The sequence below is a fragment of the Mesorhizobium sp. LNJC394B00 genome (genome assembly GCF_000502555.1).
Taxonomy (GTDB): Bacteria; Pseudomonadota; Alphaproteobacteria; order Rhizobiales; family Rhizobiaceae; genus Mesorhizobium.
This window is the reverse complement of sequence record NZ_AYWH01000012.1, coordinates 100567-115315: the sequence shown is the minus strand read 5'-3', so window position 1 is coordinate 115315 and position 14749 is coordinate 100567. Positions and strand designations below refer to the sequence as shown.

At 60.7% G+C, this 14749-nt stretch carries 10 protein-coding genes and 4 pseudogenes; 8 read left to right on the top strand and 6 right to left on the bottom strand.

What is annotated here, in order from left to right; all coding sequences use genetic code 11:
• Positions 1 to 320: 320 nt before the first annotated feature.
• The 3 genes and pseudogenes from X751_RS1000000166230 to X751_RS1000000164880 all read left to right on the top strand — a co-directional run bounded on the left by X751_RS1000000166230 (position 321) and on the right by X751_RS1000000164880 (position 3511).
• Complete coding sequence (locus X751_RS1000000166230) at positions 321 to 1559, top strand: site-specific integrase (protein ID WP_023746071.1); 1239 nt, start codon at positions 321 to 323, stop codon at positions 1557 to 1559.
• Positions 1556 to 2487, top strand: a pseudogene (locus X751_RS1000000168660) (tyrosine-type recombinase/integrase). Before X751_RS1000000166230 ends, X751_RS1000000168660 begins: the two are co-directional and overlap by 4 nt.
• Positions 2484 to 3511 (top strand): annotated as a pseudogene (locus X751_RS1000000164880) (tyrosine-type recombinase/integrase). The pseudogenes X751_RS1000000168660 and X751_RS1000000164880 overlap by 4 nt, the downstream one beginning before the upstream one ends.
• 86 nt (positions 3512 to 3597) lie before the next feature.
• On the opposite strand, the pseudogene tnpB reads toward X751_RS1000000164880, so the two are convergent.
• The 3 genes and pseudogenes from tnpB to X751_RS01000000164290 all read right to left on the bottom strand — a co-directional run.
• Positions 3598 to 3714, bottom strand: a pseudogene (tnpB, locus tag X751_RS137815) (IS66 family insertion sequence element accessory protein TnpB); the annotation flags it as partial.
• Entirely contained in the window at positions 3711 to 4091 is a 381-nt protein-coding gene (locus X751_RS137820) for a transposase (protein ID WP_245265838.1), read from the bottom strand. The pseudogene tnpB and the gene X751_RS137820, both read right to left, overlap by 4 nt.
• A 405-nt stretch (positions 4092 to 4496) precedes the next feature.
• A pseudogene (locus X751_RS01000000164290) lies at positions 4497 to 5693 on the bottom strand (IS110 family transposase).
• Positions 5694 to 5868: 175 nt separating this feature from the next.
• Between X751_RS01000000164290 and X751_RS1000000166225 the strand changes: the two are divergent.
• The 3 genes from X751_RS1000000166225 to X751_RS1000000168515 are packed head-to-tail and all read left to right on the top strand — an operon-like array spanning position 5869 to position 6507.
• Positions 5869 to 6111 (top strand): aminotransferase class III-fold pyridoxal phosphate-dependent enzyme, encoded by a 243-nt coding sequence (locus X751_RS1000000166225; protein WP_245265837.1) that lies wholly within the window; start codon positions 5869 to 5871, stop codon positions 6109 to 6111.
• Between the two features lie 10 nt (positions 6112 to 6121).
• Positions 6122 to 6424, top strand: coding sequence for an ectoine synthase (locus X751_RS01000000164285; protein WP_280806724.1), 303 nt, complete (start codon positions 6122 to 6124; stop codon positions 6422 to 6424).
• Entirely contained in the window at positions 6418 to 6507 is a 90-nt protein-coding gene (locus X751_RS1000000168515) for an ectoine synthase (protein WP_280806723.1), read from the top strand. Before X751_RS01000000164285 ends, X751_RS1000000168515 begins: the two co-directional genes overlap by 7 nt.
• An 85-nt stretch (positions 6508 to 6592) precedes the next feature.
• Here the strand turns inward: X751_RS1000000168515 and X751_RS137830 are convergent, their stop codons facing one another.
• From X751_RS137830 to X751_RS137840, 3 genes are all read right to left on the bottom strand, one after another.
• Positions 6593 to 7369, bottom strand: a complete 777-nt coding sequence (locus tag X751_RS137830; RefSeq protein WP_023746068.1) for an enoyl-CoA hydratase/isomerase family protein — start codon at positions 7367 to 7369, stop codon at positions 6593 to 6595.
• Between the two features lie 373 nt (positions 7370 to 7742).
• A complete protein-coding gene (locus tag X751_RS137835) occupies positions 7743 to 9005 on the bottom strand; it encodes a D-amino acid dehydrogenase (RefSeq protein ID WP_023746066.1) in 1263 nt (420 codons plus the stop codon).
• Positions 9006 to 9108: 103 nt separating this feature from the next.
• Entirely contained in the window at positions 9109 to 12690 is a 3582-nt protein-coding gene (locus X751_RS137840) for a hydantoinase B/oxoprolinase family protein (protein ID WP_023746065.1), read from the bottom strand.
• Between the two features lie 412 nt (positions 12691 to 13102).
• On the opposite strand from X751_RS137840, the gene X751_RS137845 reads away from it, so the two are divergent.
• Complete coding sequence (locus X751_RS137845; RefSeq protein WP_023746064.1) at positions 13103 to 13936, top strand: ABC transporter permease; 834 nt, start codon at positions 13103 to 13105, stop codon at positions 13934 to 13936.
• Positions 13933 to 14745 (top strand): ABC transporter permease, encoded by an 813-nt coding sequence (locus tag X751_RS137850; RefSeq protein ID WP_023746063.1) that lies wholly within the window; start codon positions 13933 to 13935, stop codon positions 14743 to 14745. The genes X751_RS137845 and X751_RS137850 overlap by 4 nt, the downstream gene beginning before the upstream one ends.
• Positions 14746 to 14749 lie beyond the last annotated feature (4 nt).

The window sequence follows — 14749 nt, the reverse complement described above, 5'->3', positions numbered from 1 at the left end:
TCGCCAGTCATCCCGTTGATTTTAGAAAAGGTCCCGACGGCCTTCTGGCCCTGGTGCGCGATGCCGGCTCGGATCCGTTCTTATGCGTCGGGCGAGATTATGTGGCGGAGCCGCCCTGACGCCCGTCAGGGCCGGCCAAACCCAGCTTGCCTCCGCCACATAATATTTNTGATCCGTTCTTATGCGTCGGGCGAGATTATGTGGCGGAGCCGCCCTGACGCCCGTCAGGGCCGGCCAAACCCAGCTTGCCTCCGCCACATAATATTTCGTGTCTCTCACGGGCGCGGGATTCCCCTGCGCCGCAATGTCGGAGGGGCAGGATGCTCGAGTTCTATTTTTCGTATCGTGGGGTGCTCAAGCGCCTGCGTAGCGGTGCGCTCGGTGGCGAGATGGATCGCATCGCGAAGCATTTTTTCACGCTTGGTTATAAGCCAGCATCCGCCAAGATTTACCTGAGCCGGATTGCGCGCTTTAGCCAGTTTGCCGCGACGCGCTGTGGTCCGATGCCTATCCCTCAAGATGTCATCGACAGCTATTTGTGCACGTTTACTACTGATACTCCGCGCATCGGCGCAGTGTCGGCTCTGGGACACGCACGCCGACTGGCTCCGGAGCGGTTCATTGGTTCTGTTCCAAGTGTAGAGGATGATCCGGATGCTCCGCTTCTGGCCTCCTTTTCGGACTATCTGAGCAGGGTGCGGGGACTTGAGCCGAAGACCCGCGAAGGCGTTCTTTTGGGCGGCCGCCGCTTTCTGGATTGGCTCCGCCATCATCATCCCGACCAAGAGCTCCAAGCGTTGACGGCGGAGCATGTCTTCGCCGCCGTTGAGCATCGGCTGTCGCTATCGGCGACCTCCGCCACCCGCACGGCGGCGACCTCTCACATCCGAACATTTCTTCGGTTTTTGTATTGGGCTGGCCACAATGACCAGGATCTCGCCCGCGTCGTCCCAGGGACGCCGCATTGGCGTTTGGCGCATTTGCCGCCGCGCCTTGCATGGGATGACGTTCGGCGCGCAATCGATGCGATCGGCGCAACAACGCCGGTCGACATCCGCGATCGAGCCGTCCTGTTGCTGCTCGCCACCACGGGTATTCGTAACGGCGAGCTCCGCACCATTCAGCTGCAGGATATCGACTGGCGAACTGGCGAGGTCTTTGTCCGGCGCACCAAGGGCAAGCGTGATCGGGTGGCGCCCCTCCTCGAGGAGACCGGCGCCGCGCTCGCCGACTATATCCTGCGTGCTCGACCGAAGGTGGATAGCCCATACCTGTTCCTGTCCTTCACGCCGCCCGTGGGACCGTTCAAGTACGCATCGCCTGTTTCGAGGATCGTGCGGAAGCGGTTGCGGCATGGCGGGGTCGAACTCGGGCGGGTCGCAGGTGCACATCTCCTGCGCCACAGCCTTGCCACCCAGCTCGTCAGGCAGCGAACGCCGATCAACGAGGTCGCCGATCTTCTCGGGCACCGCAGCATCAATACAACAGCGCTGTACGTAAAGGTCGCGGTCTCGCAGCTCGCCGAAGTCGCACTCCCCTTTCCGGGAGGCGTCGCATGACCGCCTTTGCCCGATTACTCGGCGAGAAGGCCGAGCGTTACATCGAACTGCGCCGCTCCCTCGGTTATGCCTTCAGCAAGCAAGCTGGCACGTTGCGGGCTTTCGTCCACTACGTTGAGCGCGCTCAGCTCGATGGGCCCGCCACTCGAACGATGGCGCTGGATTTCGCCTTGTCGTTCAGCGGCGCCGCCAACAGCCGCGCCACTCGCCACGGCGTGCTCCGCCGGTTTTACGAGTATCTCGCCGTCTATGACGTCCGAACCGAGGCCTTGGAGCGCAGAGCTTTCCCCAGATCCAGAGCGATTCCGCCTCCGCGTATTCTCAGTGAGGCTGAGTTGGCGTCGCTCATCGACGCATGCGCCCGCATTTCGCCAGGCACCCCGCTCAGAGGGCGGACGATGGCGACGCTGATCGGATTGTTGGCGAGCTCGGGGCTGCGATCGGGCGAAGTGGTCAGCCTTGATCGTTCCGACGTCGATCTGGCCAACGGGGTTCTCCTCGTTCGGAAGACGAAGTTCCGCAAGGACCGTCTCGTCCAGTTCACACGACGACCCAAACAGCCCTTCGTCAATATGTGCATGAGCGCGATGCTGCTTTTCCCACGCCCAAGGACCAGGCCTTCTTCCTCAGCTCCCGAGGCAACCGCCTCTCGGCGACCGGCCTGCAAAACGGTTTTGCTGAGGTCCGCAAGCTCGCCCATCTTGATGGCGGCAAGCCGTTAAGGCCGCACGATCTCAGGCACCGTTTCGCTGTGACCCGCCTCAGCCTCTGGCACCAACAGCGTGCAGACGTTCAGGCGCTGCTGCCTTTGCTCGCCACATATCTCGGTCACGCCAGCTACAGCGATACAGCCTACTACCTCACTGGCTCGGCGGATCTTCTCGCCATTGCGGCGGAGCGCGCCTTCCTCGATGGAGGTGCAGCATGAGCGAACATTTGCTCCTGGCGCCGCTCCTGGAGTCCTACTTTCGCCGGCGCTTGACCAAGCAGCGCAACGCGACTCCCGCGACCGTGGCCAGCTATCGCGACGCCTTGCGCATGCTGATCCTCTTTGCCGCCGCCCGGTTGCGGAAGAAGCCGGCGGCGTTGGCGCTTGAAGAGCTTGATCGAGACCTCGTTCTCGCTTTTCTCGACGAGCTCGAGGAGCTCGAGGAGCTCGAGGAGCTCGAGGAGCTCGAGGAGAAGCGGAACAATTCCGTCGCCACGCGCAACGCCCGCCTGGCCGCGATCCGATCTTTCTTCCACCACGTCGCTGCCGCCGACCCGGCGTCCTTCGGCGTCGCCCAACGCGTGCTGACGATTCCCATTAAACGGACGCACATTGAGGTGACGTACCACCTCACCAAGGCCGAAGTGGACACCCTCATCGCGGCGCCCGATCCAAAGACGCCCCGTGGTCGGCGCGACCGAACCTTTCTGCTCTTCTTGGCACGGACCGGCGCCGGGGTCTCCGAAGCCACCGGCGTCAACGCAAACGATCTTCAGTTGGAGCGGTCGCACCCGCAAGTGCTGCTGCGCGGCAAGGGGCGCAGAGACCGCGTCGTCCCCATTGCTAAGGACCTGGCGCGGGCGCTAACATCCTTGTTGAGGGAGCGCGGGATCACCCATTACGAGCCGCGACCGATATTCGTCGGCGCCCGCAACGAGCGCCTGACTCGGTCGTGCGGCGTGCGGCCGCCGAGGCCGTGGCTATCAGCCCGGCCTTGGCCGACAAGCCCATATCGCCGCACATCTTCCGGCACTCCCTCGCCATGAAGCTTCTCCAGTCCGGCGTGGACCTTTTGACGATCCAAGCCTGGCTCGGGCACGCACAGGTCGCCACGACCCACCGCTATGCCGCAGCGGATGTCGAGATGATGCGCAACGGACACGAGAAGGCGGGCGTCGCCGGCGATCACGGCGTGCGTTTCCGACCAAATGACTCCGTTCTGCAACTGCTGAACTCCATCTGAATATTATGTGGCGGAGGCAAGCTGGGTTTGGCCGGCCCTGACGGGCGTCAGGGCGGCTCCGCCACATAATCTCGCCCGACGCATAAGAACGGATCGGCCCCCATCGTCTCTCGCACCAGCGCCGCCAGCCCCTCCGCGCCCTTGCGGAAGTCGACCGGCTTCGTCGCCACCATGACCTTGACCGCACCCGTCGGCCCGATCACGACGTCGCCTTCCGCGCGCGGATCACTGCGGCCACCGTCTTGGTATCGGCGCCCCGGCCAACGCGCATCGCGACGCCGTCGATCTCAAGCTCGATCATGCCGGCGTCTCGAGTGGCTTGCCGTTTCCGCTGCTTCGGTGGATGCCTGGCTACAGGCTCCGCCGCCGTCACAACCGCCGGCACGAAGGCAGGAGAATCTTGCTGCACCGAAGCGGCCTGTTTGCGCGCTTCGCGGCGCCAGGCGAAGACCTGCTGCGGCCTGAGGCCATACCGGCGGGCGACCTCGGAAACCACTGCGTTCGGCTCCAGCGTCTCCGCGATGATCCGTGCCTTGTCATCCACCGACCAATGACGCCGACCGCCGGCACCGTTGATCACCTCGAAACGCCGAGGCTGCCGATCCGGGTCAAGCGTAAGGTCAAGTCCAGGCACAAGCCGATCTCCGATCCCAATACAGGATCGGCAACCTCACAGATCGCGACCACTCCCGAAAGGTGGTCCCACAACAGCGCTCTGATGTCCGCTGTCAAGGTTTGGAACGCAGGAGGTCGCCCGATCCGAGGAACGGCTGCTCATTCTGCGCATGGGTGGAGGCGGAACTGAAGGACGTCGGTGATCAAGCTCTGATGCGCGGATTGGCTACCGCATTCCCGATTGTGCGTCCGGGGCTGTTCCTATCTTACTGCGGGCGTCGGCCATGTTGCCGGCCACAAAGCGTCTGACGGGCATTTCCCCTGCCGGGTCCCGCCTCCGCCCATGCGCGAGATGAAAGCCGTCGCAGGTCTACGACCTGATCGCCTGGGCCTCCCTTGCAACGGCCCACATGAAGCCGGCCAGTTCACGGGCGATCGCTGTGCACACCACCGTTGTCCTCTTGCCGCGTCCGCTCAACATTCGATAGCGGGCGGTCAGCCGTGTTTGGGCCTTCCATGCGATCTCGCGCACCTTCGGTGGAGCTTGCTCCAGCCGATACAGCTTCATCTTGCCTACCTTGGGAGGATGCCTGTACGTCCATGCGCTCTCGACCAGCATATGGCGAACCCGGCCGTTCCCTGCCTTAGTGATGCCGCCCCGTCTGACTGTCTCGCCGGTCGATCGTTCGCCGGGAACGAGGCCAAGATAGCCCATGAGTTGGCGTGGGCTCTCGAACCGCTGCACGTCGCCAACCTCGGTGGCGAATGTCACGGCAACGATTAGGTCTACGCCCCTCAGGGTCTGCAGTGCCCGCACGATCGGCGCCAGGGACCAGGTCGCAATGAACTCCTCGATCACACCCTCAAGTCGCTCGACCCGCTCTTTCGAGACGCGGATCGCTTCGACCATTTCCTGAAGCGCGATCTGATGCGCCGGGTGATCGAACGGTTGCTCCTGCAGCCAGCGCAGATAGCGCATCGTCCAGCCCTTCCTGCGAGGATAGATACGTCCGTGCTTGAGCATGAAGGCGCTCACATGCTGCCGGTGGACGCGAAGCGTCTCGACTGCGGCCGCCCGGGCGCGGACGAGATCCCGCATGGCTTCGTGACCTTCATCGGGAACCCACACCGCCGTCAGTTCGCCGGCGCGCAGCAGTCGAGCCAACGCAAGAGCATCCCGGCGGTTCGTCTTCACCCGATCGCCGGGCTTCCTTGGGATCAGCGATGGGGCATGGCCGAGCGATCGGATCAGCCGATAGAGACCATAGCCGGTCGGACCGGCCTAGTAGCAGAAATACACCCGATCGAACTTGGCGGCGATCCGCTGGATAACTCGGCGCATGCTCACATCCGACGCGTCGACCTCGCCGCAGAAGCGAACCTCTCCCTCTCGGCCGGCGTCCGCAATCGCGATGGCGTTCCTTAGCTTCGCGACATCGATTCCGACAAATGCTTCCCTATGATCTGCCACGGCTCGTCCTCCTGTGATGAGGATCGGCTCGGCCCGCCCGAGCAACCCTCGGACGCGCAGTGTAGGGCGAGCCACCTCACTGACAGAGGCGGACATACGGTCTTACGCTGAAAAGCCGCCTTGAGCAGATCGCGCAGAAATACGACCCAAGCCGCGTGTCAGCCAAGGGTCGTGGCATGATGCGAGGCATCGATCTGAAGTTTGGCGAAGTTGCCAGTCAANGCTGAAAAGCCGCCTTGAGCAGATCGCGCAGAAATACGACCCAAGCCGCGTGTCAGCCAAGGGTCGTGGCATGATGCGGGGCATCGATCTGAAGTGTGGCGAAGTTGCCAATCAGGTCGTCTGGACCGCCTTCCAGAAAGGCCTCATCGTCGAGACCGCTGGTCCCAAAGACGAGGTCGTGAAGTGTCTGCCACCTCTCGTCATTGGGGAGGATCAGCTTGGCCAAGGCCTCGACATCCTCGAAGACGCTGTCGATAGCGTGATCGGCAGCGCAGTGAATACGGCAGCCTGAGAGGTGAATCATGATCGTCAAGGATTTCAATGAGGAGAAACTGACAGCCCGCCGTGTTGAGACCACGAGCTGGGAAAGCGTGCGGTTGCTCCTCAAGAATGATGGGATGGGCTTCTCCTTCCACATCACCACGATCCATTCGGGTGCCCGGCTCAAGATGCACTACCGGAACCACCTTGAGGCGGTCTACTGTATCTCTGGAACGGGTTCCATCGAGGACCTCCAGGCGGACCATGTCGTGCGACCGGGCATCATTTACGCGCTCGATAAGCATGATGCTCACCTGCGTGTGCCGAGACCGAATTGGTGTTAGCCTGCGTCTTCGTCCCTCCCTTGGCCGGCCGCGAGGTGCATGACGAGACCGGCGCGTATCCTCTCGCCTCCGAGGCGATCTGATGTCGCCTCCGAGAAAGCTAGTGAGTTGCAAGCCGCGAGAAGCCGTGGCCGTGGAGCGACTGGAGGGCGGCAAGGATGTCCATGGCTAAATGTCGTTTCCGCGCGACGCATGCTGGGATAAAAACCTTTCTATCATCTGTCGCGATTCACCGGAAGCATAGGCTTCACGATGAATGCGCACTGCGGCCTCAAGGCACTCGCGGAATCCAACTTCGGTCATTTCTCGCAACCACTGCTTATTCAAACGTATCGCCAGGCGAGGCTTAGCAGCAAGCTCTCGCGCTAACGAAAGAGATGTCTCCATCACCTTTTCCGCTGGCACAATCTTATTGATGATCCCGATTGAATGGCATTCGGCTGCACCCATTAGACGGCCGCTCAGGGCCAAATCTGTCGTTCGGGCAAGACCAAGGATTTCCCTCATGATCCACGGCCCTGTCACACTGGCTATGCCGGAGTTGACTTCTGGTTGACCCATTCGTACTCGTTTATGGGCAATTCGGAAGTCACAAAGGAGCGCCGCTTGAAATGCTGAACCAGCAGCGACTCCGTTTAGGGCCGCGATGAGCGGCTTAGTGAGCGACCTAATTACGCCATATAAGCTTTCCCACTCACCGATCCATGCGGATCCCTTGTCGCCGTCAAATGTCATAGCTTCGTTTAGATCTTGGCCAGCACAGAATGCGCGACTGCCAGCTCCTGTTATTATAATGGCACGGACTGTTTCGTCGCGCTCGAGTTCATTGAAAGCATCAACCAATTGACTCCGCATTGGTGCATGCCAGGCGTTCAATATCTCCGGCCTGTTCAGCGTGATCACAGCGACCTCATCATGCCTATCGAGGAGAATGTAATGATCCATCCCTGTCCTTTTGGTTGAAATGCAACGCAGCGGTTCAATTAGTTCTTGTTGGACCGACTGTTCACGTCAAACGTCATTCCCCATCCGATGCTCATTTGCAGTTCATGGCGCTATTGCACGCGACGAAAGTGAAGTCGAGAGGCGGGTGGGCGTCGGGTTGCCGGTCGCCAGTAGTCACCCGAAGAAGCTGTAGGGGTCTCGAAGGGTCGCCGCTTCCCAATTGCCTTCGCTTTGAATCTCAACCTTGCGGAAAACCTCAATTTGCACTTCCTTCATTCAGCGGCGACGGATCGCCATCGCCCGCAGCCGGTCGGAACATATCTTTGGCATAAGTGGTCGGCGTTGCGGAGGCCTAATACGCAGGCGCAATTAGCTAAAGCGCATAGTTTGCAGCATCGACTCGATTGTTCAACACACGGCCATCCGTGATGAACTCCGCAATCAGCTTTGCCGATCCGCACGCCATCGTCCACCCCAGCGGTCCGTGACCAGTATTCAAGAAAAGGTTTGTGTAATGCGTTGGTCCAACGAGAGGTGGGCCACCAGGCGTCATCGGGCGTAAGCCGGACCAGTTAAGCACGGCATCTGCGTCGATGTGGGAGGCCAAGGCAGGCAAGATTTTTAGAGTGTCATTCAGAACTCGCCGGCCTTCTTTGGCATCGACGCGCGTATTGTACCTAGCAAATTCGGCTCGGCCACCCATGCGTAGCCGATCACCCATCGGCACCATCATCGCATGATACCCATCATCCATAATTGGTCGCGTTGGTCCGCCTCGCCACCCGTTTAACGCCACTGTAACAGAGTATCCTTTAACGGGGAGGATCGGTAGCTTGATACCGAGAGGTCGGGCTAATAACGGACTGTAGCTACCGAGCGAGAGCACAAACGCATCGGCGCGGATGTCTCCCTGTGAAGTGACAACATGTGATATCTGCGTAGAAGAGGCTTTGGCGATCCGCAGAACACTGGTGTTCATCAAGAACTCGGCGCCCAATTCTGCCGCCAGGCGAGCCATTTCGTTGGTGAACTTGTGTGCGTCGCCACTTTCGTCGTTGGGAAAGAATACGGCACCTGTGTAGCGATCAATAACCGGACTAAGGCAGGGCTCTTTCTCCAGGATTTGGCCTTGATCGAGCGTTTCGAATTGAACGCCCCATTCCTGCATGTCGCGGCACTTTTGAACGAACTCGGACATCCGCCCACCGCGTGGAAATACACGCATTGTGCCTCGTGTTGTCTGATCATAGTCGATGCGAGTTGTTTCGCGAATACTGCGGAGCGTCTCCAAACTCAGGCTAGCAAGCCTGATGATTGCAATCATATTGCTTTTGTGGCGGTCGTAAGTTGAGTTAGCCAAAAATCTAAAGCCCCAGCCGACCATGGAGGGTACCGCCACCGGATTGATTTTGAGGGGCGACCTGCTGTCAAACAGCATTTTTCCCAGACGCTTCACTGTCCCGGGGGAATTCCAAGGACTAGCGTCGCTTGGGGTCATTAAACCGCCGTTCGCGAAACTCGTTTCCATTCCTGGTCGTCCACAGCGATCAATCACTGTGACGTCATAACCATCTTTCGCAAGCATATAAGCCGTTGCACTACCTACAACGCCGGCACCAAGCACAACAACTTTCATCTCCCTGAGACCTCTTAGCTTTCTTTTGGCCCGAGCGTACCCGGAACTATTGACGAGTTGTTGCGGCACGTCGTTGGGCCCAAGCGCCGGGTCGAGGCGGCGCTCAAGGCGCGCCGTAGCCACCCCCTCCGGGCGTCTTAATGATGCAAATATCGCCCGCGCGGACTTCGCAGGAATCGTTGCCGACAAGGATTTGCGTTTCACTGGAGGCCCGCTGAACCAGATTCTCGCCCGGCTGGCCGGGCTCACCGCCGGCAAGGCCAAAGGCACGTGTGCGCCGGTGAGATGACAGCACCGTCACCGTCATCGGCTCCAAAAAGCGCAGCCTGCGGACCGCGCCGTCGCCGCCGCGATAGCGGCCTTGGCCCCCCGAGTCTCGGCGTACGGAAAACTCCTCGACACGCACGGGGTAACGGGTCTCTAGCACCTCAGGATCGGTCATTCGGGTGTTCGTCATATGCGATTGGACCGCGCTCGCGCCGTCGAAACCGTTGCCCGCGCCCGTGCCGCCACAGATTGTTTCGTAGTTCTGATGCACGTCGTTGCCATAAACGAAATTGTTCATTGTGCCCTGTGAGCCGGCGAGAACGCCAAGCGCCCCGTATAGTGTTTCGGTGATCGCCTGGCTGACCTCGGTATTGCCGGCGATAACCGCCGCTGGATAGCTTGGGTTGATCATTGTGCCTTCCGGCACATTTAGGTTAATCGGCTTCAGACATCCCTCATTCATGGGAATATCCGAACCTACCAGTGTGCGAAAGACATAGAGGACTGCCGCCTTGCAGATCGCCAGCGGTGCATTGTAGTTGCCTTCGTCCTGAGCTGAGGTTCCGCTGAAATCGATGCTCGCGGAGCGTTTCTCGCGGTCGATCCGAATGGCGACGCGGATGACCGCACCGCCGTCGAGTTCATAAGCGAACTCGCTGTCGGTCAGCACATCTATGACCCGCCGAACGCATTCCTCGGCATTGTCCTGCACATGCTTCATGTAGGCGTGCATGACGTCGCGGCCGAACTTTGCGAGCATTTTTTGCAATTCGCGCACGCCTGTAGCGTTCGCCGCCACCTGAGCTGCGAGGTCGGCGACATTCTGGTCTATGTTGCGGCAGGGATAGGGACCGCTGGAGAGCAGTTCGCGGGTTTCCTCCTTGCGGAACCGGCCACCGCGGACGAGGTAGAAATCGTCGATCAGAACGCCTTCCTCGTCGATATGCCTGCTGTCGGGAGGGGCGGAGCCCGGCGTGCGTCCCCCGATATCCGCATGATGGCCGCGGGAGGCAACAGCAAAGAGGATATTCCTGCCTTCTGCATCGAAGACCGGCGTGATGACCGTCACGTCGGGCAGATGCGTGCCGCCATTGTAAGGATTGTTCATCATCAAGACGTCACCCGGCCTGAGCTTGTCGCGATGGTTGCGCAGCACGGTGCGAACACTCTCGCCCATCGATCCCAGATGTACCGGCACATGCGGTGCGTTGGCGACGAGATTGCCCTCCGCATCGAAGATTGCGCAGGAGAAGTCAAGGCGCTCCTTTATATTTACCGAATAAGCGGTGTTCTGAAGCGTTACCCCCATTTGCTCGGCGATCGACATGAAGAGATTGTTGAAGACCTCCAACATCAGTGGGTCGGCCTCTGTGCCGATTGCCTCCGCCCGTTTTAGGGGCACAACTCGGCGCAGCATCAGGTTTCCGTAATCGACAATCTCCGCCTGCCAGCCGGGCTCGACAACATTGGTGCCGGTCGGCTCGGTAATGATTGCGGGGCCGTCCACCTTGTCACCAATGGAAAGAGCCAGGCGGTCGACCAGCGGTACTTTCAACCATTCGCCCGCGAGAAAGGTGTCGACCGTTTCCCGGTCGCGCGGCGCGCCGCTGTCGTTGATGACGTTCGTCGCCGCCGTCACGCCGGTCGCAAGGATCGCCTCGACGGCGATCAGCTCGACGACGAGATCCGCTCCCTCAGGGGAATAGCCGAAGCGACTGTGATGGGCCCCGCGGAAGGCGGCACGCATTTCGTCCGGCGACCCGTACGCGATGGGGAGCGCCTGATGCGCGCCGGCGGTACGGATATGGGCGGCGGCCGTGAGGCGAATCCGGGCCGGATCGGCGCCTTGCCGCTCGACCTCCGTCCGCGCCTCCGCCGAGAGGGCAGCGACGACCGCCTCGAAGACGTCCACCGCATCCAGCGGTTCATTGACCTGCCGTTCGCGCATTGCCCTGATATCGGCGAGCCCCATGCCGAAGGCCGACAGCACGCCGGCGAATGGATGTATGAAAATGCTTTCCATGCCTAGCACGTCGGCAACAAGGCAGGCGTGCTGGCCACCAGCGCCGCCGAAGCAGTTCATCGTGTATTTGCTGATGTCGTGGCCGCGCTGGATGCTGATCTTCTTGATCGCGTTGGCCATGTTCTCGACCGCGATGCGCAGGAAGCCGTCGGCCAACTGCTCCGTGGTCTTATCGAGCCCGGTCTCGCCGGCGATCTCGCGCGCGAGATGAAGGAATTTGCCGCGCACCGCCTCCGTATCGAGAGGCTGGTCAGCATTCGGGCCGAAGATATGCGGGAAAGCGCTCGGCTGCAACTTGCCGAGAAGCACGTTGCAATCTGTCACCGTCAGCGGTCCACCGCGGCGGTAGCTCGCCGGCCCGGGATCGGCGCCGGCACTTTCCGGACCGACCTGCATACGGCCGTTGCGGAAGCTCAGGATCGAGCCGCCGCCGGCAGCGACAGTGTGAATGCTCATCATGGGCGCGCGGATACGCACACCCGCGATCTCGGTCTCGAAGTCGCGTTCGTATTCGCCGCCAAAATGACAGACATCGGTGGAGGTCCCACCCATGTCGAAGCCGATCAGCCGGTCAATACCGACGGCCGCGGCGGTCCGCTCCATGCCGACGACGCCCCCGGCCGGTCCCGATAGGATCGCGTCCTTGCCCTGGAACAGGCGGGCATCTGTCAAGCCGCCGTTCGACTGCATGAACATGAGTGAGGTGGCGGCGCCCAGCGCGTCGCTCACCTGGTCCACATAGCGGCGCAGCAACGGTGACAGATAGGCGTCGACGACCGTGGTGTCTCCGCGCCCCACCAGCTTGATGAGACGGCTCGTCTCGTGGCTGAGCGAAACCTGCGAGAAGCCGACCTCACGGGCGATAAGACCGACGAGAATCTCGTGATCGGGGCTGCGGTATCCATGCATGAAGGCGACCGCGACGGAACGGAAACCGCGTGAATGAGCGTTGGTGAGGACACGGCGAATTTCCTCCGCATCCGGCGCAACGAGCACCTTGCCGTCGGCAGCCACGCGCTCGCCGATCTCAACGACCTCCTCATAGAGAAGCTGCGGGAGCTGAATGTTTAAATCAAACAGGCGAGGCCTGTTTTGATAGCCAATGCGCAGCACATCCCCCATGCCGCGCGTGGTCACGAATAGCGTACGCTCGCCTTTGCGCTCGAGCAGCGCATTGGTGGCTACCGTGGTCCCCATCCTGACTGACTCAACGGCAAAGTCGGGGATCGGCTGGCCATCGGCCAATCCCAGCAGCTCGCGAATGCCCTGAATGGCGGCATCGCGGTATTTCTCGGGGTTTTCGGAGAGCAGCTTGTGCGTCTTCAGCTCGCCCTCCGGTGTGCGCGCAACAATATCCGTGAAAGTGCCGCCACGATCGACCCAGAATTGCCACATTCACCCGCGCTCCACTCTTTCGCTCTTTCAGCCCGTATACATAAAGGATACTGGACAGCTAAGTCAATGGCCAGACTAGAGCGACGGAGGGCCGCACAGGCGCGGAGGTTGACACAGTATCCAATTCGTGTACAGAAGTTAATGAGGCTGGGCCTTATCCAACCTCGTTTGGTCGGCATCGAAACGTGAGCTTCCAAACGGCGAAGGACCGCGTCCCGAAGGAACTTGCCGCGCACTTTCACCGCTGCGCCGACGGTCGCAGCATCAGGTCAGAAATGCGGACAGGCGCGCGTAACCTGCTAGTCGCTTCGTGGAGATCGTTTCAGCAATGGCAAGTCGGCACTTCCAAGGAACCGCCTTTGCCGGAACCCCGCAAACCGAAAAAAGATGCCACCAATGCGGCGATACGACCATGAGTCGATCGCAGAACATCCGGGCTGCATTCGTGTTCGTCTCGCCGGCGGCGGCAGTCGCCCTGGCAATCTCGGGGCTGCCGCTGATCTACATCTTCTACACCAGTCTCGACGGACCGAATTTCTCCCTAACCTTCTTCGGCGAGGTGCTGAGCAGCAGGCTGTTCTCCCAGACGCTCTCCACGACGCTGAAAATATCGTTCTACTCCTCGACGCTCAGCCTGCTCATCGGCTACATCGTGGCGCTGCATCTCGCACGCCAGTCGCCGAGCCGGCGTACGCTGCTGCTGACGCTGGTGCTGCTGCCGTTTTGGACCAGCGTTCTGGTCAAATGCTTTGCCTTCACCGTCATCCTCGGGCGCACCGGCATCATCAATTCGCTGCTCAGCTACGCGACAGGGACGCAGGTCGCCATCCCTCTGGTGCTGAACCGGGTCGGCGTTATGGTCGGCATGACTAATTATCTGGCGCCCTTCGTCGTCTTCCCTATACTCGCGAGTCTGCTCGCCATCGACTCTTCAGTCTATCGGGCGGCGCAGATCATGGGCGCTCGACCGGCGCGGATCTTCTGGACCGTCACCCTGCCGCTCAGCATGCCAGGGGTGTTCGCGGCCGCTTCAAGCGCCTTCGTGATGGCGCTCTCCTTCTTCATTATTCCTGCACTGCTCGGCGGTCCCAAGGACGCCATGCTGTCGAACCTCGTCGACTTTTACACACGCGAGACTCTCGACTGGAACATGGCATCGGCAGTTGGCGTGCTGCTGCTCGGCATGGTGCTGATCGTTGCCGTCCCGTTCTTAGTCTGGAAACAGCGTGCGAGTAGAGTGGGATGAGCGAACATCTGCGCGACCCGCTGCAGAAGCGCCATGAATGGCTCGGCACCCTGCTGGCAATCCTTTGCTATGTCTTCCTGCTGGCGCCCATCATCATCGTCGTACCGATCGCCTTCGGTTCGGCCGACGAGCTCTCTTTCCCGCCGCGGCAATATTCGCTGGACCTGTTCCATATCTTCTTCAACTCGGCATCATGGACCGCCCCGCTGTTTCAGAGCCTGAAGGTGGCCGTCATCAATACGGCGGTGACACTCCTGACCGCAGTCCCGGCCGCTTATGGGCTCGCGCGCTATTCCTTCCCTGGAAAGCGCCTCATTTCGGCGCTGATGTTCAACTCGCTTATCGTCCCCACGATTGTTACGGCGCTCGGCCTCTACCTTTATTTCTCCTATCTGCACATCACCGGCACGACCCTCGCGCTCGTACTCGGTCATGTCGTCCACACCACGCCCTTTGTGCTGGTGATCATGATGGCCGGCGTACGGAAGCTTGATCCAAACCTCGAATTCGGCGCCCAGCTTCTCGGCGCGGGCCGCATTCGTATGTTGATCTCCGTCGTCTTGCCGCAGCTTCTACCCTCGCTGATCGCCGCGGCGCTGTTCGCTTTCCTGATCTCCTTTGACGAAGTGGTAATCTCCTGGTTCCTCTCCGGCTCCTCGACCACCACTCTGCCGGTGAAGATGTTCAGCGCGATCCGCTGGGAGGTATCGCCGGTGATCGCCGCCGTCTCTACGCTGCTGACTGCGGTTTCGCTGGTCGTCTGTCTCATCCTCGCCGCCTTCAAGAACTCCTCGCCCATCCAGAACTGATCCG